The following is a 22568-nucleotide window of genomic DNA, read 5'->3' on the forward strand; positions in this document are numbered from 1 at the left end:
CAGAAGATCAGGCGGTCTCGCGCAGGGGGAGCACGACGGTGAAGTGGGTGTCGCCCGCCTCGGAGGTGACCCGGATGTCGCCGTGGTGCTTCTTGACCACGATGCGGTAGGAGATGTCGAGGCCGAGGCCGGTGCCCTCGCCGACGGGCTTCGTGGTGAAGAACGGCTCGAAGATGCGGGGGCGGACCTCGGGCGGGATGCCGGTGCCGGTGTCGGCGATGTCGACGTTGAGGCAGTCCCCGGTCGGGTCGAGGCTCGTGGTGATGGTCAGCGTCCCGGAGCCGTCCATCGCGGAGACGCCGTTGTCGATCAGGTTCGTCCAGACCTGGTTGAGCTCGGCGGCGTACGCGGGGATGTGCGGCAGGGTCCGGTCGTAGTTCGTCACGACGCGGATGCCGGCCGGGATCTTGGCGTTGAGCATGATGAGGGTGGCGTCGAGCAGGTCGTGGACGTCGACGACCTGGAAGGGGCCGCGGTCGAGCTGGGAGTACTGCTTGGCGGCGGAGACGAGGCCGGAGATGCGGCCGACGGCGTCGTCGATCTCGCCCATGAGCAGTTCGGTCTCGATGGTGTAGGCGAGCCAGCGCACGGCGGGTTCGAGGTCGATGTCGCCGATGCAGGAGGCGACGTCGTCGAGCCAGGGCACGTCGACGCCGCCGGCGACGAGGGTGGGGGCGAGGTCCCAGGCGCCGGGGACGTGGTGGTCGTCGAGCCAGTCGCCGATGGCGTCCTCGGCGTCGGAGATCTCCAGGGCGGAGCGCTTGGGGGTGTTCTGGGCCTTCTTGACGGCGGTTTCCTGGAGTTCGACGAGGCCGTGGAGGCGTTCGCCGTCGAGGCGGCCGTCGGCGATCATGGCGAGCTTGTGGCGCATGCCGGCGACTTTGTCGCGCAGGACGGCGGTGGCGCGTACGGCGGCGGCGGCGGGGTTGTTGAGCTCGTGGGTGAGGCCGGCGGACAGGGAGCCGAGGGCGAGGAGGCGTTCGCGTTCGGCGACGGCGTTGTTGCTGTTGCGCATGCCGAAGAAGAGGCCTTCGAGCAGGTGCATGGCCATGGGGAACCAGTGGCGGACGACGGGGCCGAATTCGGCGGCGGGCAGTTCGTAGACCTCGGCGTCGGCGATGGCGTGCATGGTGTTGTTGTAGAGCTGGGGGACCTGGTCGCCGAGGTAGGCCTGGGTGGCGCCGCCGTAGACGCCGATGTGGTCGGTGCGGGAGAGCTCGACGTCGTCGCCGCGGATGTTGCGGCTGAGGGAGACGGTGCCGGAGAGCAGGACGACGAAGCAGGTGGCGGGTTCGCCTTCGCGGTAGATGGTGGCGCCGGTGGGGTGGGTGACGGCCCAGCCGCGGGTGGCGAGCCAGTCGAGCTGGTCGTCGTCGAGGGCTTCGAAGAGGAAGAGGGTGCGCAGTTCGTCGGCGGTGAGGCGGCGGCCGTTGGCGGTCATTGGGACTCCAGGAGGTACCGGTGGACGAGCGAGACGGCCATGGCGCCTTCGCCGACGGCGGAGGCGACGCGTTTGACGGAGTCGGCGCGGACGTCTCCGGCGGCGAAGACGCCGGGGATGCTGGATTCGAGGTGGTAGGGGTCGCGGGGCAGGAGCCAGCCGGGTGGGGGTTCGTCGCCGGTGAGGAGGTCGGGTCCGGTGAGGACGAAGCCGCGGTGGTCGCGCTGGATGGTGCCGTCGAGCCAGTCGGTGCGGGGTTCGGCGCCGATGAAGATGAACAGCCAGGAGGCGTCGACGGTGTGGCCGGGGCCGCCGTCGACGGGGCGCAGTTCGAGGCGTTCGAGGTGTTCGTCGCCGTGGGCGGCGGCGACTTCGGTGCAGGGGTGGACCTGGATGTGGTCGACGGCGTTGATCTGGTCGATGAGGTATTGGGACATGGAGGCGTTGAGGTTGGCGGCGCGGATGACGAGGTGGACGCGTTTGGCGTAGCGGGAGAAGAACATGGCGGCCTGGCCTGCGCTGTTGGCGCCGCCGACGATGTAGACGTCCTGGTCGGTGCAGGAGGGGGCTTCGGTGGCGGCGCTGCCGTAGTAGACGCCGCGGCCGTGGAGGTCGGCGAGGCCGGGGGCGGTGAGGCGGCGGTAGGAGACGCCGGTGGCGAGGATGACGGCGTGGGAGGCGATGGTGGTGCCGTCTTCGAAGTGCAGGATGCGGGTGTTGCCGTGGGTTTCGAGGCGGGTGACGCGGCAGGCGGTGAGGAGTTCGGCGCCGAATTTGACGGCTTGGCGGCGGGCGCGGTCGGTGAGCTGGGCGCCGGAGACGCCGTCGGGGAAGCCGAGGTAGTTTTCGATGCGGCTGGATTGGCCGGCTTGGCCGCCGGTGGCGCGTTCTTCGAGCAGGACGGTGCGGAGGCCTTCGCTGGCGCCGTAGACGGCGGCGCCGAGGCCGGCGGGGCCGCCGCCGACGACGATGAGGTCGTAGAAGTCGCCGGCGGGGGTGGTGGTGAGGCCGACGTGGGTGGCGAGTTCGGCTTCGGTGGGGTTGACGAGGGTTTTGCCTTCGGTGGTGATGACGAGGGGGAGGTCGTCGGGGGTGAGGCCGGCGGCGGTGAGGAGCCGTTGGCCTTCGGTGTCGTCGGTGGTGTACCACCGGTAGCTGATCATGTTGCGGGCGAGGAAGTCGCGGACTTTGAAGCTCGGGGCGCTCCACCGGTGGCCGATGATCTTGACGTCGGCGCTGGGGCGGTCGGGGGCGGCTTTCCAGGCGTCGAGCATGGCGTCGATGACGGGGTAGAGCTTCTCCTCTGGTGGGTGCCAGGGTTTGAGGAGGTAGTGGTCGAGGTCGACGATGTTGATGGCCTGGATGGCGGCGTCGGTGTCGGCGTAGGCGGTGAGCAGGACGCGGCGGGCGCGGGGGAAGAGGTCCATGGCGGCCTCGAGGAACTGCAGGCCGTTCATTTCGGGCATGCGGTAGTCGGCCAGCAGGACGGCGACCTGTTCGCCGCGGAGCTTGAGTTCTTTGAGGGTGTCGAGCGCTTCGCGGCCGCTGTCGGCGCGCACGATGCGGTAGTCCTCGCCGTATTGGCGGCGCAGGTCGCGGGCGACGGCGCGGGAGACGGCGGGGTCGTCGTCGACGGTCAAGATCGCTGGCTTGGCCATGCGGTCAATCCAACCACGCGTTGGGCGTCGCGACGAATGTGGTGCGGGCTACGGTGGTGCGATGCAGAGTGGTTGCGCGCATGTGGAGATGGTGGCGTCGCCGCCGGTGGAGCCGTCGGCGGACGGGTGTGAGGACTGCCTGGCGGTGGGCGGGCGTTGGGTGCATCTGCGGTTGTGCCTGACGTGCGGGCATGTGGGGTGTTGTGATTCGTCGCCGGCGAAGCATGCGACGGCGCATTTCCGGTCGTCGGGGCATCCGATGGTGCAGTCGTTCGAGCCTGGCGAGGAGTGGGTGTGGTGTTACGCCGATGAGGCGATCGTCGGGGTGGCGGGGTTGCCGTCCCGGTCGCATTCCTAGGGGAGTTCGACCTCGAGGCTGCCGTTGACCTGGAGTTTGCGGCGGGCGCGTTCGTAGAAGGTGGTGTAGCCGAGGCGCACCACCTTCGCGGCGGCGGGGGCGGCGGAGACGGTGAGGGTGTCGCCGGGGTTGAGTTCGCCGAGGAGTTCGCCGTCGACTTCGACGGCGAGGCGGCCGCTGGAGGGCAGCAGTTCGAGGTCGAGGTCTTCGTTGGGCGACAGGACGAGGGCGCGGTTGAACGCGGAGTGGGCGGCGGCGGGGACGACGAGGATGCCTTCGACGGTCGGGGAGACGATGGGTCCGCCGGCGGAGAAGCTGTAGGCGGTGGAGCCGGTGGATGTGGCGACGATGAGGGCGTCGGCGGCGTAGCGGACGAACGGGTAGCCCTGCATGGAGATGGCGACGGCGGCGAGGCCGTGTCCGGGGGTGCGGACGAGGGCGATGTCGTTGAAGGCGGTGACGTCGGTGCCGTCGGGCAGGGTGGTCCGCACGGCCATGCGGGGTTCGACGGTGAACTTGTGGGCGTCGATGGCGGAGAGGGCTTCGGGGAGTTCTTCGACGGAGACTTCGGCGAGGAAGCCGAGGCGGCCGAGGTTGACGCCGAGGACGGGGGTGGGTTTGCCGGACAGCAGGCGCATGCTGCGCAGCATGGTGCCGTCGCCGCCGAGGCTGACGACGAGGGAGGCGCGGCCGACGAGTTCGTCGGGGGTGACGGACACGGCGGAGCAGTCGATGCGGCCGACTTCGTCGGGCAGGCCGAGGACGGTGGTGTCGCGGCTGCGGGCCCAGTCGATGACGGCGTCGATGGCCGGTTTGGAGTCGCGGCGTGGATGCAGGACGAGTCCGACGGTGTGCACCATCCCCATTGCTGCCACTGTACGGGGTGTGGTGGCTGTTTACGGGGTGTGGGCGGGCTGTGGCTGCTGGGTGGTGCGGGTGCGGCTGGTGGGGCGCCGGGGTGGGATGGCCTGGATGACGACGGCGGTGGCGACGAGGGCGACGGCGGGCAGCGGCCCGAGCCAGGGGGTGTGGTCGAGCAGGACGGCGGCGGCTGCTGCGCCGGCGGGCATGGCGGCGAGGGGGGCGGCGTCGCGGAGGCGGCCTTTGGCGGCTCGGACGAGGGGGCCGGTGAGGTAGCCGGTGGGGGTGTCGGCTTCGCGGTGGGCGGCGGCGTGCAGGGCCATGGCGATGGCGGCGAGGGTGAGCAGGGGGAGTTGGGCGGGGCCGTGGGGGTCGTGGTGGGTGGCGACCCAGCCGCCGGTGAGGGTGCACAGGGCGGCGAGTTCGGCGACGAGGCAGCGGCCGGGGGGCTGGTTTCTGGCGGCGGCGACGGTGGTGGCGTAGACGGCGACGGCGAGGGCGGCGCGGGTGGCGGTGCCGGTGAGGTGGTGGGGGTCGGTGGCGGCGGTGATGCCGGTGAGCAGGAGGTTGCCGGTGGCGACGCTGGCGAAGACGCCGCCGAGGTACAGCAGGGTCAGGCCGTCTACGTAGCCGGCGGCCAGGGCGAGGATCCACACGGTTCGGCGCACGTGGTTTCGCTTCCCCGGCTGGTGGGTCCGTCCCTCACCTACCCGGGGTGGCTCGTGATGTTTGCTGGTCGGCAAACATAACCGGGTGGGGGTTGCGGGTACCGTGACGGGTACTGATGGCCTGGTTGTCCTCGCGAGGGGGTCGTGTGTCGATCGCGTTACGGCTGGCGCTGCACCTGCCCCGGGACGCCGCGACGGTGCCGGTGGTGCGGCGGCTGCTGGACCAGGCCCTGCACACGCTGGGTGTGGAGCCGTCGTGCCGTGACGACATCAGCCTGATCCTGACCGAGGCGTGCGCGAACGTCATCGAGCATGCGTTGCAGATCGACGATTACGAGATCACGATCGAGGTGGCGGCTGAGCGGTGCGTCATCCATGTGATCAATGCGGGGGCGGTGGTGGACCCGTCGCGGTTGTCGCTGCCGGTGGTGCCTTCCGCGGGTCCGGCTGCCGGCTCGGCCGCTGTGCTGCCCGCGGCTCGAGCGGGTGACGTCGATCCGGTGCTCGATGAGCATGGGCGGGGGCTGCACATTATTCGGTCGCTGGCTGATGAGCTGTATGTGACGCCGGCGTTGGCGGGTGGGCTTGTGTTGCAGGCGGTGACGACGTTGCGGTGGACCGCTGATGCCGAGGTGTGGCAGCGTCACTGATCGGCGGTGGGGCTGGCGTGGCTCGCGGCCGCGGGTTGCGGGCGCCGCTCCTGGTCGCATCGGCGGCCACCCCGTCCACGGGTGTCCGCCGATGACAGGTGTCCGCCGTCTACGGGTGTGCGGCCGGTTGCGGGCGTGTCGCCGATCCGGCGTCGTGCGGTGCCGCGCCGGCCGGTGCTGGATCGACTGGTGCTGGATCGACTGGTGCTGGATCGGCTTGTTCTTTTTTGGGTGATGCGCTGGTCCGGGTGGTCGCGTCGGCGGTGAGGGCCAGGATCGCGCCGGTCAGGGCGGTGAGCAGCGCGGCTCGGGGTGACCACTGCTCGACGGCCGCGCCGGCGATGGCGGTGCCGAGGGCGGTGCCGGCCATCGTCGCGGTGCTGGTCCACATGCGGGCCTCGGTGGCGGTGCCGGGCGGGGCGGCGCGTTCGGTGATCTCGTACGCGACGGCGTTGAGCGGCGCCACCGGTGCCCCGGCGATCGCGAAGAGGATCGCGAGCCACCACAGGCCGGCCGGGGCGAACAGCGGGACGAGGACGGCGCACATGACGGCGGCGAGGGCGGTGGGGCGCAGCCGGAGGGCGACGCTGCCGGCCAGGCTGCCGACGGCGAGGGCGCCGAGGAGGATGCCGGCGAATCCGGGGCGGCCGTGGGCGGTGGCGTAGCCGGCTGCGGTGACCTGCAGCGCACCGAGGGTTACTCCGAGTGCTGTTCTGGATACGACGAGTGTGCGGATGGCCGGGGAGCGTAGGGCGCCGAGCATGTCACGCTGCGTCGACTGGTTGTCACGGCCTTCGCCGGCCTCGTCGCCGGTGTCGTGCTGGTGGGCGGGTGGCCTGGGTGCGTCGTGGCTCGGGCTGGGGCGGGTCGTGGTGGTGTCGGGTCCGGGTGCCGGTGTGGCTGTTGCTTCGGTGGCTGGGCGGGGCGGCTGGCGCTCGGCCCTTCCGGCCCGGCCGGCTTCGGCGACCCGGCCGGTGGTGCTGCTGCGGCCGGTGGTGGTGCGGAGGGCAGCTGTGCTGCGGGGGTCGGTGGCGGCGTGGCGGGGGTCGGCGGTGGTGCGGAGGGCGGCTGCGCTGCGACGGCCGGTGACGGTGTAGCGGGGGTCGGCGGCTCGGGACGGGGGGAGCAGCGCGAAGACCGTCGACGCGGCGGCCGCGGTGACGGCGGTGAGGACCAGGCCCAGCGCGGGGCGGCCGAGGGCGGCGACGAGGCCGGCGATCAGGGGGCCGGCGATGAAGCCGACCTCGAGGAGGGCGCTTTCGAAGCGGTACGAGGCCTGGCGGTCGCGGTCGTTGTCCAGGATCGCCGCCCAGATGCCGCGCATCCAGGCACCGACCGGTGGTCGGGCCGCACCGGCGATGACGGCGAGGGCGGCCGCGGCGGGCAGGGGGATGGCCGGCAGCGCGGCGACGGCCAGGAGCGCGGCGGCGTGGACGGCGGCGGTGGCGAGCAGGACCCGGGTGGCGCCGAGGCGGTCGACGAGCCGGCCGGTGACGGGGGCGCCGGCGGCGGTACCGACGGCGAATGATCCGGCGAGGAGCCCGGCCGCGGTGAACGAGCCGCGGGTCCCCTCGGCGAACAGGACCAGCGCGAGCGCGACGGCGCCGCCGGCGAGGCGGACGAGGAGGTTCGTGGCGGCCAGGGCCACCGCGTACGGCCGGCGCAGGATCTTGAACACTCCGGAGTTCTACGCTGCCGGGGCGGAGCGGGCCACCGGTTTGGGCACCTTTGCCCCCTGCCGCGGGGTCCCGCGGCAGGGCGTTCATGGTTCGACGGACAGTGATGATGCAGCTTCCATGCGACCGTCGGAGGCCCGCCCGGCGGGGTGACCGCAGCCGCCCCGGACCGTCGCCCGGGCGGCTGCCGGGTACGCAGTCCGGGCGACGGCGATACACGGCGGGAATGGCGGCGGGGGTCGGTTCGACCGGGTTCCTGGGCCTGTCCGGGAGGCGGTAATACTGTGTCGCCGGGTTCGGCGAGCCCAGTCGCGCCGGCCGGTCCCGCCGTCGTCTCGGCCACGGACAGTGACCGAGCCGGAATTACCGAATTACGATTACCGGATTGCCGTTATTTGATAATCCGCATCCAGGTGTTGATCGCCTGCTCGGTGTGGGTGACGCGGACCTGCTCCAACTGGACCGGGGGCGTACCGACGGCGGCGAAGAGCCGGGTGCCGGCGCCGAGCAGGACCGGGACGGTGATCGCCAGGATCTCGTCGAGCTCACCGAGGGCCAGGCACTGGCGGGCGATGTCGGCGCCGAGGATGTTGACGTACCCGTCTCCGGCGGCGGCCTTCGCCTCACGCACCGCGGTCTCGACGTCGGGGACGAACGTGATGCCGTCGCCGTCCGGGCGGGGGTGGTGCGTGACGACGTATTGCGGGCCGTCCCAGCCACCGCCGAACGGCTTCCCGGCGCCTTCGGTGCCGCGGTGGGGATCGTCGCCGCCGAAGGTGCGGTTGCCGACGATCAGGGCGCCGATGCGGGGGATGAGGTCGTCGACCAGAGGGTTCGGGGCGATATGCGGGGTGAGCCAGCTCATGTCGCCGCCTGGGCCGGCGATGAAGCCGTCGAGGGACATCGACGCCGAGTACAGCATGATGGCCATGGGTGGTTGCCGCCTTTCGTCATCCGGGATCGTCGCTGATGAGACGACGCTCGCGTGGCCGATTCATCGGTCCTCGATGCGGCCGGCTCACCGGATTTGAACCGCTGCGGGTCGCGGCACGGGCCGTGGGACGGGCCGTGGGACGGGCCGCACCGGCGAGTCACGGGCGCGTAGCTGCGGGTCGGCGTGCATGCCCCGGTCGCGCGGGCAGCCCGGCGGTGGACCGCAGCGGGTCGGTCATGCCGCCGACCACGCCGACCTGGTGGACGTGCAGGACGGGCGCGGCCGTACCGGCACCGGTCATGCGGCATCTTCACGGTTTGCGAGCTGGCGGTGACGAGCGGCCGGGGCGGCGGCTGCCTGGTCCCGGGCCGCGGGGGTCGTGCACCCATCAGCGCCCGACCCCGCTATGGGCGCACGATCACGGGGATCGTGCGCCCATAGCGGGGTCGGAGAGGTCGGGCCGAGCCTCTGCCCCGCTGCCCGGCATCGTCAAGCGGAATCAAGCCGCAGGCCCACGCGGGGAGACGCGATCCGAGGCACGATGGCCTGCCCCGGCGGCGCCTCCCCGAGCAGGAGCTCGGTGTCCGGCGGGCTCCCTCCGGTAGCCGGCATGGCAGGAGCGGTGACCGTCGCCGCCCTCGAGCAGGCCGGGTAGCCGGCGGCGCGGGGGCGGCGGGGTGCCGGGGCTGCGGTGCCGAAGCGACCACAACCCCGGCGTGCATTGTCAGTAGCGGTAATGCTCCGGCTTGTAGGGGCCGGTGACGTCGACGCCGATGTACTCGGCCTGCTCCTTCGTCAGCTCCGTCAGCCGCACCCCCAGCGCGTCCAGGTGCAGGGCGGCGACCTTCTCGTCGAGGTGCTTCGGCAGGCGGTAGACCTGCCGCTCGTACGCACCGGGCTTCGTGAACAGCTCGATCTGCGCGATCGTCTGGTTCGTGAACGAGTTCGACATGACGAAGCTCGGGTGGCCGGTGGCGTTGCCGAGGTTGAGCAGGCGCCCCTCGGACAGCACGATGATCGAACGGCCGTCGGTGCGGACCCACTCGTGGACCTGGGGCTTGATCTCGCGCTTGACGATGCCGGGCAGCTGGGCGAGGCCGGCCATGTCGATCTCGTTGTCGAAGTGCCCGACGTTGCCGACGATCGCGTTGTGCTTGAGGCGGGCGAGCTGGGCGGCGGTGATGATGCCCTTGTTCCCGGTCGCGGTGATGATCACGTCGGCGGTGTCGATGACGTCGTCGAGGCGGACGACGGGCAGGCCGTGCATCGCCGCCTGCAGGGCGCAGATCGGGTCGATCTCGGTGACGACGACCCGGGCGCCCTGGCCGCGCAAAGCCTCCGCGGCGCCCTTGCCGACGTCGCCGTAGCCGCAGACGACGGCGAGCTTCCCGGCCAGCATCACGTCCGTGGCCCGGTTGAGCCCGTCGAGGAGCGAGTGGCGGATGCCGTACGTGTTGTCGAACTTCGACTTCGTGACCGAGTCGTTGACGTTGATCGCCGGGAAGAGCAGCTCACCGGCGTCGGCGAGCTTGTAGAGGCGCTTGACGCCGTTGGTGGTCTCCTCGGTGACGCCCCGCACGGCGGCCGCGATGCGGGTGAACCGCTGCGGGTCGGCTGCGAGGCTCGCCCGGAGGGTGTCGAGGATGATGGTGTACTCGTGGTCGTCGCCTTCGGTCGCCGCCGGCACCGCGCCGCGGGTCTCGAACTCGGCGCCCTTGTGCACCAGCAGGGTCGCGTCGCCGCCGTCGTCGACGATCATGTTCGGGCCGACGATCTCGCCGCCGTCGCCGGTGAACTGGAAGAGCTGGTCGGTGCACCACCAGTACTCCTGCAGCGTCTCGCCCTTCCACGCGAACACGGGTGTGCCGGCGGGGGCGTCGGGGGTGCCGGTGGCGCCGACGACGACCGCGGCGGCGGCCTCGTCCTGGGTGGAGAAGATGTTGCACGACACCCACCGGACGTCGGCGCCGAGCGCGACGAGGGTCTCGATGAGCACCGCGGTCTGCACGGTCATGTGCAGGCTGCCGGCGATGCGGGCGCCGCGCAGCGGCTGGGCGGCGGCGTACTCGGCGCGGGTGGCCATCAGGCCCGGCATCTCGTGCTCGGCGAGCCGGATCTGGGTGCGGCCGGCTTCGGCGAGGGACAGGTCGGCGACGGCGAAGTCGATGCCGCCGCGCTGCTGCAGGTAGGGGTGCTGGGTTTCGGACATACCTGAGGTCACCTCCCGGTGACAGGAGGCGCCCTTGTGGTCAAGGGAAGTCAGGTGTGGCCGAGCGTGGCGGACGCTCATGGGTCCGTCGCAGCGCCTCTCGGCCCTGACCGCGGCGATTACTCGCAGCTGTGAATCACGCTACCGGCCGCGGCGGCGGTCCGGCAACCCCGGCTCGGCGCGGGTGGCGGTGTGATAGGCGGCACGCAGCACGTCGGTGACGTCGAACCGGCCGACGGTTAGCGGCAGCGCGTCGAGCTGCTCGAGGATCGCGTCGCCGCGGCGCAGCGCGCCCGGGACGGCCGGCTCGGGCGGGGTGAGGCGCGGGCCGGCTTCCCAGAAGGTACCGCTGCGGGGTTGGTCATCCGGCGGGGCCTGCTGGCGGCCGGCGATGTGGGCCAGGGCGGAGACCCGGTGCCCGCGCAGCGCCTCGAGGAGCTCGTCGCGGCCGCGGCCCCGCCAGGCGAGGATCGCGAACGGGTCGGCGTCGAACTCCCCGGCCAGGACGTAACAGGCGGCGGTCAGGTGCCGGCACGGCTTCTGCCAGCCGGGGCACGAGCAGTCCAGGACGATCTCGGACAGTGACTGCGGGAACAGCGACAGCCCGAACCCGGCCAGGAGCCGCTCGAGATTGTCCGGCAGGTGCCCGGCGAGGAGTTTCGCGGCGTGGATCGCCTCCCCGGCCAGGGCCCGTTCGATGCGGGCCCAGTCGGCGGCGGAGTACGCCTGCACGCCGATACGGGCCCGGTACGTCTCACCGTCCTCGTCGACGACCAGCGCCGTCACGATACTCGTCGAAATCGTCACGGAGCGTACCTGCCCGGCGCGGGCGTAGCGTCGCCCGGCCGAAAATGTCGTACCCATCCGCAAGGATTCGAGCATGGTCAGGAACTGGTGGGACCAGCTCGTGTCAGACATCCGCAACCGCCTCCGGCGCCAGGGACATGAGGTCGAGCAGGTCGTTCGTCGACAGGCCGGTGAGCCAGCCCTCGCCGGAGCCGACCGCGACCCCGGCCAGGTCCCGCTTGCTCGCCATGATCTCCTCGACCCGCTCCTCGATCGTGCCGATACACACGAACGTGTGGACCTGAACGTCGCGGCGCTGCCCGATGCGGAACGCCCGGTCCGTCGCCTGCGCCTCCGTGGCCGGGTTCCACCACCGGTCCACGTGCACGACATGGTTCGCCGCGGTCAGGTTCAGGCCGGTCCCGCCCGCCTTCAGCGACACCAGCAGCACCCCCGGGCCCGGCCCGGACTGGAACCGTTCCACCATCCGGTCGCGGGATCCTTGTGGTGTACCGCCATGCAGGAACTCCACCCCCGTGCCCAGCCGCTGCGCCAGATGCGGGGCGAGGAGCTGCCCGAACTTCGCGAACTGCGTGAACACCAGTGCCCGGTCCCCGGCCTGGGTCGCCGCGGCCAGGATCTCCTCCAGCCGGGCGAGCTTCCCCGAGCGGCCCGGCAGCGGCGTCCCGTCGCCCATCAGATGCGCCGGGTGGTTGCACACCTGCTTGAGTTTCGTCATCGCCGACAGCACCAGGCCCTTGCGCTGCGACCCGGCCCGGCCCTCCCGCAACTTCACGAACAGCTCGTCGACGACCGCCTTGTAGAGCGTCGCCTGCTCCAGGGTCAGGTTGCACCACTGGCGGCGCTCGAACTTCTCCGGCAGGTCCGCGATCACCGCCCGGTCCGTCTTGACCCGCCGCAGCAGGAACGGCCGCGTCACCCGCCGCAGCCGCCGGGCCGCGTCCTCGTCGCCCCACCGCTCGACCGGAACGGAGTACCGGGCGCGGAACAGCGACGCCTCGCCGAGCAGGCCCGGGTTGAGGAAGTCCGCGATCGACCACAGCTCCGTGAGCCGGTTCTCCACCGGCGTCCCGGTCAGCGCCACCCGGTGCCGGGCCGGGAACCGCCGCACCGCCCGGGCCGTCACCCCGGCCGCGTTCTTCACGTGCTGGGCCTCGTCGAGCACGACCCGGTCCCACGCGACCGCGGCGAGAGTGTCGGCGTCGCGGGTCGCGACCTGATACGTGGTCAGGACCAGGTCGGCCCCGTCCGGGCCGCTGCCGGCGCGCCGGGCGGCGCCGTGGTGGACCCGGACCGTCAGGTGCGGCGTGAACCGCTCGATCTCCCGCCGCCAGTTGCCCAGCACCGACAGCGGGCACACGATCAGCGTCGGCGGCCTCGGCCCCTGCGCCCGCAGATGCGCCTCCAGGGCGAGGACCTGCACCGTCTTGCCCAGGCCCATGTCGTCGGCGAGGAGCGCCCCGACACCGACCGCGTCGAGGAACGCCAGCCACGACACGCCCCGCCGCTGATACGGGCGCAGCTGCGCGGTCAGGCCCGGCGGCGGGTCGAGAAGCTCGAGACGTTCCGGGGCCCGGCCGGTGAGCAGGTCCGCGAGCCAGCCCTCCCCGTCGACGCCGGTCACCGGCAGCGGCAGGTCCGAGTCCGGGACCAGGCGGGTCAGGCGCATCGCCTCACCCGCGGTCATCTCCCCGCGTCCGCCGCGGCGCAGGAACGCCAGCCCCGCCCGCAGCCGCTCCCGGTCCAGGTGCACCCAGCGGCCGCGCAGCCGCACCAGGGGCACCTTCGCCCGGGCCAGCTCCGCCAGGTCGGCCTCGGACAGGAACTCGTCGCCGATCGCGAGACCCCACCGGAACCCTACGATCGCGGCCCGGTTCGTCGTCGTGTCCCGCAGCACCGGCGCCGCCGGCTGCCGCGTCCGCACCGACAGCGTCAGCCCCAGCTCCTGCCGCCGCTGCCACTGCGCCGGCAGCAGCACCCCGAACCCGGCGTCGTGCAGCAGCGACGCGAACGTCAGAAACCGGTGCGCGCCGATCGTGTCCAGCCGCAGCGACACCGGCCGCGGCCCCCACAGCGCCTCATCGAGATCCGGCCACAGCCGGCTCGCCCGGCCCAGATCCTCCAGCAGCACATCCTGCGGATAGTCGACCCACTTGAACAGCGGCGACGCCCCGTCGTGCCACACGTCCCGGGCCGGCACGAGCAGCCCCGGCTCGGCCGCGGGCTGCAGCAGGAACTCGACCAGCCACGACCCGCCGTCGTCGTCGAACCGGCCCGGCGGACCCGGCCGCCCAGCGGCACCGTCGTCACCGGCCGGGTCCGGGGCGAGACCGTCGTCATCGTCGCCGGCCTCGACGTAGGACAGCCGGAAGCAGGTCCGCACCGGTGCGGGGCGGCCGCTGTCCGACCACCGCTCGAGGAGCTCCCGCAGCCGGGCGACCTCGGGCCCGTCCGCCATGACCGCCCCCGCTCCCGCCACCGGCTCAGGTGCCGGTTCCGGTTCTGGTTCCGCGGCGGGTTTCGGGACCGGCAGGCCACGGGCGGCGGCCGCCGCGATCGCCCGGGCCTCCGCGCGGGCCTGCGCCGCGAAACCGCCCCGGCCCGGACCCACCGCCTCCGCGCCGTTGGTGGCGGCGGTGGCGGTGGCGGTGCGCAGGCGGGCGTCGGGGGTCGTGAGGGCGGCGAGCCAGGCGCGGACGGCGGTGTCGTGGCGGGCCTCCCCGTCGCCGAGCAGTGGCCCGCCGCGCAGCCGGGCCCGGACGAGGTGGTCGACGGCCGTGTCCAGGGCGGCTCGGGCCGCGTCCCCGGGCGACCACGCGGGACGGTCCGCCGGGAGGCGGAACCGGTGCCGGGCCGGGTCCGTGGCCGCGGCGGCCACGCCGGGCATCGCACGGCACAGGGCGTCGAACGTGGCCGCGTCGGCGCCCCACAGGGCCGGGCGCCACCTCGCCGCCGGGCCCCGGCCGCCGCCCGGGGCCGGCTCGGTGGTCAGGGCGGGCAGGAACCGGCCGCGGTCGGCCAGGTCCGTGGCGAAGACGACCAGGTCGGTGAGGGCGCCGATCGACGCGCCCGGGGCGACGTCGGAGACGGTCGACAGCAGCAGATCCGGGTCGCTGCCCGGGGAAAGGACGACGATCGGGACAGTCCACACGGTGTGACGGCGCGCGGCCGCGCGGCGCCGCGACGGCAGATGCGCCGCCAGCTCCGGGGACGGGGCCGGGTGGTGCGGAGTCGACGGGAGGAGGAGATCGGCGGTCGCGACGGTGCCGGGCAGCGGCGGGAGAACCGCGAACGGGTGCACGGCCGGACCCTCGGACGGCGCCGTGCCCTCCGCCAGGCCCAGAACGGACGCGTCTGGTGGCGGCGTGGACGGCGTGGACGGGGTGCCCTCCGCCGGGCCGGTGACGGACATGTCCTGTGGCGGCGTGGACGGGGTGGCGTTCGCCGGGTCGGTGCCGTGATGGCCGCGGTCGGTGCCGGGCGCGGCGGCCGGAGACAGCGGCGAGGGCTCCCCGGCGGCTGCGAGCGGCGCTTCGGCGGCCAGGGGCACCGAGGATGGGAGCGCGGCAGTTGGAGGCGCGGCCGTCGGCGCGGCGGCCGGTGGGGTGTTGGCGGCTGGGGCCGTCGCGGGTGGCGCTGGGTTTGCGCTCGGGGTTGCGGCCGGCAGCGGCTCGGGAGCCGGCGACGCGTGTGAGGGCGTGGTGGTGGGTGGGTGCAGGGCGGCGTCCGGGGACTCGGCCCAGCAGGCGAGGGTTCCGTCCGGCAGCACCAGGCCGTGCACGACGATCACCGGTACGACCCTAACGCGCCCCGCCGCCTCCGCTGCGGACCCCGGTGCCGAGCCGGACGCGTCGCGCCCGCGGATCTGGCCGGGGTTGCCGCACCGCATCGGCCGTAGCCGGCCCGGTTCGTGCCCCGCCCGAGCTGGATGGGCGACAAGGAACCAGCAAACCCCGGCGGACGGATCCAGGGCTGGTGGCGGTGTGCGGGAGACGGCGCGGTCGTTAGGGCCTCTCCGCGGGATTGTCCCGCAGCGGTGGCCGGACGATCCGCGGCGGCGTGCCGGCGTCAGCGCCAGTCGGGGTGTTCGCCGGTGTCGACCAGCTTCCAGTCGCCGTTGTCGTACAGGACGTTGTCGTAGTAGAAGACCGTCCCCGGCAGCAGGTCCGGCGCCGTGAACGCCGCCCTCGCGGTGGCGTGCAGCGCCGACGGGGGCACCGACCAGCGGGACTGCGCCAGCGCCGCCACGTAGGACAGGGCGTGGTGGCCCATGAAGCTGTCGTACGTCAGCGAGAACACCTCGTCCGCGGCCAGGGGGACGTCGCGGGGGATGACGTTCGCCGGGGGGAGGCCGGGTGGCAGGCCCGCCTTGGCGCGCAGGGCGCTGTCGACGTAGATGGCGCAGTCGCGGTACAGGATCGCGGTCCGGCGTTGCTGCAGGTCGAACGCGAAAAGGGTGTTCTGGCCGTGGGTCTCCAGGGGGCAGCCGGTGCGGCGGGCCGTCTGCGACCACATGCGGACCATCGGGGCGACGATCCGCTGCGCCACGAACTGCTCGGGCGGCTCGCCGAACGCGTCGACCAGCTGCTCCAGCAGGGTCGGGTCGGCGGGGGCGTGCAGGTCGGCGCCGTACAGGGCGAACAACGGCACCGTGAACCTCGGGGCGCCGTCGAGCAGGGCGGTGCGGACCAGGAAGCCCCACGCCTCGTCGCCCAGGCCCGGGTCGAACCAGCCGCCGCCGATCTCCGGCAGGACGGGAGTGCCGGCCCGGCGCAGCTCGTCGGACACCCACAGCTGCAGCTCGATCACCGGGCGGCGCAGGCGGCGGGTGAACCGCGACAGGCGGCGCGGGTAGTGCAGCTTCACGAAGTGCGGGGTCACCGGGCGGCCGTCGTGGGCGGTGACGAAGACGGTGCGGGCGTTCGCCGACGGCACGGCGGTCAGCGGCGGGCCCGGCTCGAGCGCCGCCAGCGCGGCGCGGCCCGCGAGGTCGGGGCTGTCGAGGGTGTTCGGGTGCACCGGCAGCAGCAGCGTGTCACCGTCGAAGTACAGGGCCGAGAGGGGCGAGCCGGTGGCGGCCGGGCGGTAGGCGCCCAGCGGCGACGGGACCCGGAACGTCGGGAGGTCGAACGTCGCCGTGCCGTGCTGCGGATGGTACGCGTCGGCGATGTCCAGGTCCGCGGCGTAGGGGCTGTACGTGCGGGTCCCGACGCCGAGATACCGTTCCGCGTACTGCCACAACGCGATCGGGTCGCGGACGTCGATGAGGCGCATCGGCGTGAGCCTACTGCGCCCGCCCGAGCGGAGCCGAACGGAGTGCGGTGTCACCCAACCCACGTGTGATCGAGGCCGCTCTCGCCGGGCCGCTACCCGCGTACGTCTACGACCCCGGCGTCATCCGCGACCGCATCCACGCACTGCGTGAGGCCCTGCCGCCGGGGACCCTCATCGCGTACGCCATGAAAGCCAACGGCCACCCGGACATCCTCGCCGCCGCGGCCGCCGCGGCCGACGCGATCGAGGTCGCCTCCGCCGGTGAGCTCGAAGCCGCCGCGGCCACCGGCGCGGACCTGATCCTCAGCGGGCCCGCGAAACCCGACGCGCTGCTGCACCGGGCCGTCGAGGCCGGGGCCGTCATCAACGTCGAGAGCCTCCACGAGCTGCGCCGCATCCCCGGCCGCGCCGCGATCTGCCTGCGGGTCAACCGCGCCCATCCGGCCCTGCCCGGCTCGCACCGCATGTCCGGGGAGGCGACGCAGTTCGGGCTCGCCGAGGACGACCTCGGCGAAGCGCTCGAGCTCGCCCGGCACCACGACGTGCGCGGCGTGCACCTGCACGCGGTGTCGAACAACCTCGACGCGAACGCCCATGCCGCGTTCCTGCGCGACTGCCTCGCCTGGGCGCGGGACCGCGGCATCGGGCCCGTCGTCAACGCCGGCGGCGGATTCGGCGTCGACGTCACCGGCCGGCGCGCCTTCGACCTGTCCGAGCTGCGTGACGTCGAGGTCCCGGCGGGGGTCACGCTCGTCGTGGAGCCGGGCCGGTTCGTGGCCGCGCCCGCCGGCTGGTACGCGGCCGAGGTCATCGACGTCAAGGCCAGCCACGGCACCTGGTTCGCGGTCGTGAAAGGCGGCACCCACCACTTCCGGCTGCCGGCGTCGTGGGGGTACAGCCACCCCTTCACGATCGTGCCCGTCGACGCCTGGCCCTACCCGTGGCCGCGGCCCGAGGTGACCGGCGCGCACGTCACCGTCGCGGGGGAGCAGTGCAACCCCCGCGACGTCCTCGCCCGTGACGAGCCCGTGCGGCGGCTGCGGGCCGGGGACGTGCTGCTGTTCGCCAACACCGGCGCCTACGGCTGGGAGGTCGCCCACCACGGCTTCCTGCGCCTCGACCCGCCCCGGTTCACGACCCTGGGCGAAACCCGGCCCTGACCGCCCGCAGCGCCTGCCGGCGGGCGTCGCCGGTGAGCGTGTCGATGTACAGCACCCCGTCCAGGTGGTCGCACTCGTGGCGCAGCGCCCGGGCGAGGAACCCCGTCCCGGCCACGGTGATCGGGTCGCCGTGCTCGTCGAAGCCCTCGACGGTCACCGCTGCCGGCCGTACCGCGGGAAACGCCAGACCGGGGATGGACAGGCAGCCCTCGTCACCGACCTGGGTTCCGGAACTGGCCGTGACCTGCGGATTCACGATGTGCCCGCGGCCGGCGTTGGTGCCGTAGACGAAGACCCGCGCGGACACCCCGATCTGCGGCGCCGCGACCCCGGCCCGGCCCGGCTGCGCGTCGAGGGTGTCGAACAGGTCCCGGACCAGCGCCCGCAGCTCGGCATCGAAGGCGGTCACCGGCGCGGCGGGGGAGCGGAGCACCGGGTCGCCCAGCAGCCGGATCGGTCGCGTCGTCACCTGCGAAAGCGTAGTCCGGGGCCGGGCCGACCCCGGACGACCAGGGCCTACACTATGCCGACTTCCCACCCCCGGAGGCACACCCATGGCCCACCCGGCCGACCGGGCAGATGTGCGGTCACACCGCCGCAGCCCAGCTCAGGACCGCTTTCGATGGACACCGTGGATCGTCGCCGGGCTCGCCGTGGCGCTCGTCGCCGGCGGCGGCTGGTTCGCCTACGACCGGCTGGCGACGACCACGTGCACCGGCTCCGTCACCGCGGCCGTCGCCGCCTCCCCGGCCACCGCGACCCTCCTGGAAGACCTCGCCACCAAGTGGTCCGCGACCCGCCCGGCCGTCGCCGGGCAGTGCGCGCACGTCGCCGTCACCGCCCGCGACACCGCCGTCATGGCCCAGGCCCTCGGCACCGAATGGGACGCGAAGACCGGCACCCCGCCCGACGTGTGGGTCCCCGACTCCACCGCCTGGGTCCGGCGGGCCTCCACCGCCCCGATCGCCGAGCGGATGATGCCCGACCTGCAGCCCAGCCTCGCCCGGACCCCGTCGATCCTCGCCATGCCCCAGCCGATGGCCGAGGCCCTCGGCTGGCCCGACGGCGAGATCTCCTGGCAAGACATGATCAACAAGGTGGCGGCGGACCCGCAGGGCTGGGCCACGTACCACAAACCCGAGTGGGGCGCGTTCAAGTTCGGCATGACCGACCCGCTGCAGTCCACCGCCGGGCTGCTCGCCCTCATGGCGATCCTCGACGGCAACGACGACGGCGAGGTCACCGCCGACGAGCAGGCCACCCTCGCCAAGCTCAAGTCCGAACGCGCCGTCTACACCGACACCACCGCCCAGCTGCTCGACGGGCTGTCCAAGGCCGACCGCGACGGTACCGCCCTGCGGTACGTCTCCGCGTTCCCCGCCCTCGAGCAGGACGTCCTCACCTACAACAAGGCCAACCCGCACACCCCGCTCGTCGCCGTCTACCCCTCCAACGGCAGCGCCGACGCCGACAACCCCTACCTCATCCTCGAGGCGCCCTGGTCGTCGAAGGACAAACAGGACACCGCGAAAGCCTTCCTCGCGTACGCCCGCGGCCCCGACGGCCGCAAGGTCTTCCAGGACGCCGGGTTCCGCGACCCGAACCGCGCCGCGGGCCCCGCCCTGGCCGGCTCGACGTTCGCCGCCCGGATCAAGACCGTCCCGCGGGCCGTCCTGCTGCCCGAGTCGGTGAAACAGTCGATGGACACCTGGACCGCCCTGACCCGCCCCACCAACGTCCTGCTCGTCCTCGACGTCTCCGGATCCATGAACGAACAGGTCCCCGGCACCGGCAAGACCCGCATGCAGCTGGCCAAGGACGCCGCCCGCAGCGCAGTGCAGCTCTTCGCCGGCGACGTCGACGCCGGCCTGTGGGTGTTCTCCACCAGGCAGAACGGCACCACCGACTACAAGCAGCTCGTCCCGATCGGCCGCGTCGGCGACCCGGTCGCCGGCAAACCCCGCCGCGACCAGATGACCGCCGCCATCGACAAGCTCACCGCGGCCGGCGACACCGGCCTCTACGACACCGCGGCCGCCGCCCAGCAGGCCGTCGCCGACACCTACCAGCCCGGCGCCACGAACCTCGTCGTGCTCATGACCGACGGCAGGAACGACGACTCCACCGGCGGGCTGAACCTCGACCAGCTCCGCGAGAAGCTCCAGGCCAACGCCGGCAGCGACAAGAAGGTCCCGATCGTCACCGTCGGCTACGGCAACGACGCCGACTTCGCGTCGCTGCAGGAGATCTCCCGCGCCTCCGGCGGCACCCTCTACACGTCGAAGACCGCGTTCGACATCAACGAGGTCCTCCTCACCGCCATCTTCGGCAGGGTCTGACACACGGTCTAACGCAAGGTCTCACGCAGCGGGTTCGGGACCGGGCACCACCGGTCCTCCAGCGGATCCGCGGCCAGACGCATCGCCGTCGTCGCCTTCAACGGCCAGTCCTCCTCGAGCACCGCCCGGCGGTCCTCCGCCGACACGCACCGCCCGGCGACCTCGGCGACGTACCCCCACAGCCCCTCGTCGCCGAGCGCCGCCACCAGGCTCGACAGCACCGTCGCGAACGCCGACGCGAGCACCTTCGTGCGCAGCGCCCGCGCATCACCGGTCGGCAGCGCCCCGACCAGCGGCGGCATCGCGTGCCCGGCCCGGGCCAGCCGCCCCGGGTGCACGTGGATGCCGCCCAGGTCGCGGTAGTACACCCGCACCGGCCGGCCCGCGGCGACCTCGACGAGGGTGTTCTGGCCGTGCGCCTCAAGACCCACCCCCCGCTCCAGGAGCTCGAGCAGCGGCGGGAGCAGCAACCCGACCAGGTCCCGGAAGAACCCGGGCGTCAGCAGGTCCGGGCGGTGGGGGAGCAGCGCCAGAGGCAGCACGTCCGCGTCCGGCGGCGGGGCGTCGCGCCACACCGCGCCCAGCGCCCGCTGCGGCCGCCCCGCGTCGTCGAGGACGGTCCCCGCGGACACCTCCCGCAGGACCACGATGCCGGGGTCGAGGGCGGCGAGCAGGTCCGAGACCAGCGGCCCGTTGTGGATCGCCGCCGCCGACAGGGTCCGCACCGCGCTGGTCATCTGCACCTCGACCGCCGTCTTCACATGGCCCGTGCCCACGTCCAGGGTCCGCAGCGACATCAGCGGCCGCGCCGGCACGTCGACACCGGTGTCGCGCACCAGGCCCGACGCGAGGGCGCGGGGCAGCTGCCACGGATGGACCGGGAACCGCGGCGGCACCGGCACCCCCGCGGTCCGCCACCGCGCCGGGTCCGTCTCCACGATCCGCAGCCGCACGTCCGGATGGTGCTCCGGGGCGTAGGCGAGCACGTCGAGCGTGGACAGGCCGATCCGGGTGCGGCAGCAGGGATGCAGCGGGTGACCGTCCACGATGGACTGCTCGGCGCCGGTCAGGCCGCCGAAGGGGCTCGGCGGGGCGGTCATCGCCAGGGCCAGGTTCGCGACGCTGTTGTCCAGCTCCCGCCGGAACCCGGGGCCGAGCGCCAGCGCCCCGGCCAGCACGCCCGGGTCGTCGAACGCCCGGCCGTCGACGAGCACCGAACGGACCGGCGGGCCGAACACCGGCGGGGGAGGACCGCCGAGACGCCGCGGGTCGAGGACCTGTTCGCGCCACAACGCGCCCCAGAGGCGGGTGAGGATCGCGGCTCTGGCCGGCGGTACCGATGCCAGGAAAGCGGCGACGAGCGACGGCCGGTGCTCGCGCAGCGCCGCGGCCGTCCCGGCGACGTCAGGTGCATCCACCCACCGAGTCTAGAGAGATCGCTGCGACGCCTGGGACTCGCGTCGTCCGTTTGGCCCAAAGTGTCCGCGCCGACCGCCTGGCTGCCGGTTTACCTGCGGAAATGCTGTGATGTACGCGAGGATCAGCTTGGAGCACGGACGCTTCGGGAGGCCATTATGGAGATCAGACAACTGACGGCCAGCACGCCGGCCGCCGCCCAACCGCCGGCACCACCGAAACCGGTGCCGGGCGCGGCGACGAACGCGGCCGTGGAAGCGCCCGCACCTCCGCCGAAGGGTGGCCTGCCCGCCTCGCAGCAGGTGCTGAGCAAGCTCACCCCGGGCGACCGCGCCGCCATCGCCGGCGCCACCGGCTATCACCTGTCGCCGACGGGTGCCGTCACGAACGCGTCCGCCGCCGTGCCCCCGTGGTCGTTCATCATGGCGTTCGCGGCCTCCCGCACCGCCGCCCAGCCGGACCCGGAGGTCGGCCAGGCGAAGCCCGCCGACGACGGCAACCACGTCGACGTCACCGTCTGAACGCAGACGGATGCGCCGGCACGCCGACGGCCGGCGCATCCCGCACACCAGTCTGCGCCCCGCGTGCCCGGTTACGGTCCCGTTTCCGGGTCGAAACAACGTCCGGCAGGGCGTTGACCCGCCCGGTGCGGCACCGTGTGATGGATGCATGGGCGACGCGCCGGCGCTGATTGCCAACCTGCTCACCGTCATCGACCGACGCGACTGGGCGGGGCTGTCCGAGATGGTCACCGACGACGTCGTGTACCACCGGCCCGGCTGCCCGCCGATCGAGGGCGCCGAGGCGTTCGTCGGCTTCTACCGCCGGCGGTGCATCGTCTCCGCCGGCCGTCACCAGGTGGACCGGTGCGTGTCCGTGGACGGGCAGGGGTTCTGCTGGGGCCGCTTCGACGGCATGTCCCACGCGGGTGTGCCCCTGAACGAGATCTTCGCCGACTGGTACGAGTTCCGCGCCGGGCGCATCGCCCGCCGCCGGACGTTCTTCTACCGCCCGGCGATCTGAACCCCGGTTGGTTGACATAATGTGCATTATCGAACATCCGTGACCCGGGGCGAGTGGGGTGCGGGCCACCGCCAACTGTCGACCTCAGGCCAGG

Annotated in this window: 18 protein-coding genes; 6 read left to right on the forward strand and 12 right to left on the reverse strand. The window is 73.0% G+C overall.

Annotated features, from left to right (window positions below):
* Positions 1-7: 7 nt before the first annotated feature.
* The gene (locus tag ABT369_RS33825; protein ID WP_350618088.1) at positions 8-1441 is read right to left on the reverse strand and encodes an ATP-binding protein; all 1434 of its coding nucleotides are present in this window, start codon (positions 1439-1441) and stop codon (positions 8-10) included.
* Positions 1438-3099: an NAD(P)/FAD-dependent oxidoreductase gene (locus ABT369_RS33830; protein ID WP_350618090.1), complete on the reverse strand. Its 1662-nt coding sequence runs from the start codon at positions 3097-3099 to the stop codon at positions 1438-1440. The genes ABT369_RS33825 and ABT369_RS33830 overlap by 4 nt, the downstream gene beginning before the upstream one ends.
* 88 nt (positions 3100-3187) lie before the next feature.
* Between ABT369_RS33830 and ABT369_RS33835 the strand changes: the two genes are divergently transcribed.
* Complete coding sequence (locus ABT369_RS33835) at positions 3188-3457, forward strand: UBP-type zinc finger domain-containing protein (protein ID WP_350618204.1); 270 nt, start codon at positions 3188-3190, stop codon at positions 3455-3457.
* Here ABT369_RS33835 and ABT369_RS33840 read toward each other — a convergent pair.
* Both ABT369_RS33840 and ABT369_RS33845 read right to left on the reverse strand, forming a co-directional pair.
* The gene (locus ABT369_RS33840) at positions 3454-4323 is read right to left on the reverse strand and encodes an NAD(+)/NADH kinase (RefSeq protein WP_350618092.1); all 870 of its coding nucleotides are present in this window, start codon (positions 4321-4323) and stop codon (positions 3454-3456) included. The two genes, ABT369_RS33835 and ABT369_RS33840, sit on opposite strands and share 4 nt — an antisense overlap.
* A 30-nt stretch (positions 4324-4353) precedes the next feature.
* Positions 4354-4986: a DUF1275 family protein gene (locus ABT369_RS33845; RefSeq protein WP_350618094.1), complete on the reverse strand. Its 633-nt coding sequence runs from the start codon at positions 4984-4986 to the stop codon at positions 4354-4356.
* Positions 4987-5132: 146 nt separating this feature from the next.
* On the opposite strand from ABT369_RS33845, the gene ABT369_RS33850 reads away from it, so the two are divergent.
* Positions 5133-5636, forward strand: coding sequence for an ATP-binding protein (locus tag ABT369_RS33850; RefSeq protein ID WP_350618096.1), 504 nt, complete (start codon positions 5133-5135; stop codon positions 5634-5636).
* 109 nt (positions 5637-5745) lie between these two features.
* Here ABT369_RS33850 and ABT369_RS33855 read toward each other — a convergent pair whose 3' ends face one another.
* The 6 genes from ABT369_RS33855 to ABT369_RS33880 form a co-directional block, all read right to left on the reverse strand.
* Positions 5746-7314 carry an MFS transporter gene (locus ABT369_RS33855; protein ID WP_350618098.1) on the reverse strand — a complete coding sequence of 523 codons (1569 nt, stop codon included), beginning with the start codon at positions 7312-7314 and terminating at the stop codon, positions 5746-5748.
* 389 nt (positions 7315-7703) lie between these two features.
* Positions 7704-8243: a dihydrofolate reductase family protein gene (locus tag ABT369_RS33860; protein WP_350618100.1), complete on the reverse strand. Its 540-nt coding sequence runs from the start codon at positions 8241-8243 to the stop codon at positions 7704-7706.
* 727 nt (positions 8244-8970) lie between these two features.
* Positions 8971-10455 (reverse strand): adenosylhomocysteinase, encoded by a 1485-nt coding sequence (ahcY, locus tag ABT369_RS33865; RefSeq protein ID WP_350618102.1) that lies wholly within the window; start codon positions 10453-10455, stop codon positions 8971-8973.
* 141 nt (positions 10456-10596) lie between these two features.
* Positions 10597-11262 (reverse strand): SWIM zinc finger family protein, encoded by a 666-nt coding sequence (locus ABT369_RS33870; RefSeq protein WP_350618104.1) that lies wholly within the window; start codon positions 11260-11262, stop codon positions 10597-10599.
* A gap of 103 nt (positions 11263-11365) precedes the next feature.
* The gene (locus ABT369_RS33875; protein WP_350618106.1) at positions 11366-15052 is read right to left on the reverse strand and encodes a DEAD/DEAH box helicase; all 3687 of its coding nucleotides are present in this window, start codon (positions 15050-15052) and stop codon (positions 11366-11368) included.
* Positions 15053-15330: 278 nt separating this feature from the next.
* Positions 15331-16536 carry a hypothetical protein gene (locus ABT369_RS33880; RefSeq protein ID WP_350618108.1) on the reverse strand — a complete coding sequence of 402 codons (1206 nt, stop codon included), beginning with the start codon at positions 16534-16536 and terminating at the stop codon, positions 15331-15333.
* 65 nt (positions 16537-16601) lie between these two features.
* Between ABT369_RS33880 and ABT369_RS33885 the strand changes: the two genes are divergently transcribed.
* Positions 16602-17696, forward strand: a complete 1095-nt coding sequence (locus ABT369_RS33885) for an alanine racemase (RefSeq protein WP_350618110.1) — start codon at positions 16602-16604, stop codon at positions 17694-17696.
* On the opposite strand, the gene def is transcribed toward ABT369_RS33885, so the two are convergent.
* Positions 17668-18165 (reverse strand): peptide deformylase, encoded by a 498-nt coding sequence (gene def, locus ABT369_RS33890; protein ID WP_350618112.1) that lies wholly within the window; start codon positions 18163-18165, stop codon positions 17668-17670. The two genes, ABT369_RS33885 and def, sit on opposite strands and share 29 nt — an antisense overlap.
* Before the next feature lie 184 nt (positions 18166-18349).
* Here def and ABT369_RS33895 point away from each other — a divergent pair, with 184 nt between their 5' ends.
* Positions 18350-20035 (forward strand): substrate-binding domain-containing protein, encoded by a 1686-nt coding sequence (locus ABT369_RS33895; protein WP_350618114.1) that lies wholly within the window; start codon positions 18350-18352, stop codon positions 20033-20035.
* 8 nt (positions 20036-20043) lie between these two features.
* Here ABT369_RS33895 and ABT369_RS33900 read toward each other — a convergent pair whose 3' ends face one another.
* On the reverse strand, positions 20044-21453 hold the full coding sequence (locus ABT369_RS33900) for an IucA/IucC family protein (protein ID WP_350618116.1): 1410 nt from the start codon (positions 21451-21453) through the stop codon (positions 20044-20046).
* A 156-nt stretch (positions 21454-21609) separates the two neighbouring features.
* On the opposite strand from ABT369_RS33900, the gene ABT369_RS33905 reads away from it, so the two are divergent.
* Together ABT369_RS33905 and ABT369_RS33910 are read left to right on the forward strand one after the other, a co-directional pair.
* Positions 21610-21972: a hypothetical protein gene (locus ABT369_RS33905; RefSeq protein WP_350618118.1), complete on the forward strand. Its 363-nt coding sequence runs from the start codon at positions 21610-21612 to the stop codon at positions 21970-21972.
* A 148-nt stretch (positions 21973-22120) separates the two neighbouring features.
* Positions 22121-22474, forward strand: coding sequence for a nuclear transport factor 2 family protein (locus ABT369_RS33910; protein ID WP_350618120.1), 354 nt, complete (start codon positions 22121-22123; stop codon positions 22472-22474).
* Positions 22475-22568: the final 94 nt, after the last annotated feature.

Origin of the sequence: Dactylosporangium sp. NPDC000244 (assembly GCF_040300725.1) — a bacterium.
Classification (GTDB): domain Bacteria; phylum Actinomycetota; class Actinomycetes; order Mycobacteriales; family Micromonosporaceae; genus Dactylosporangium.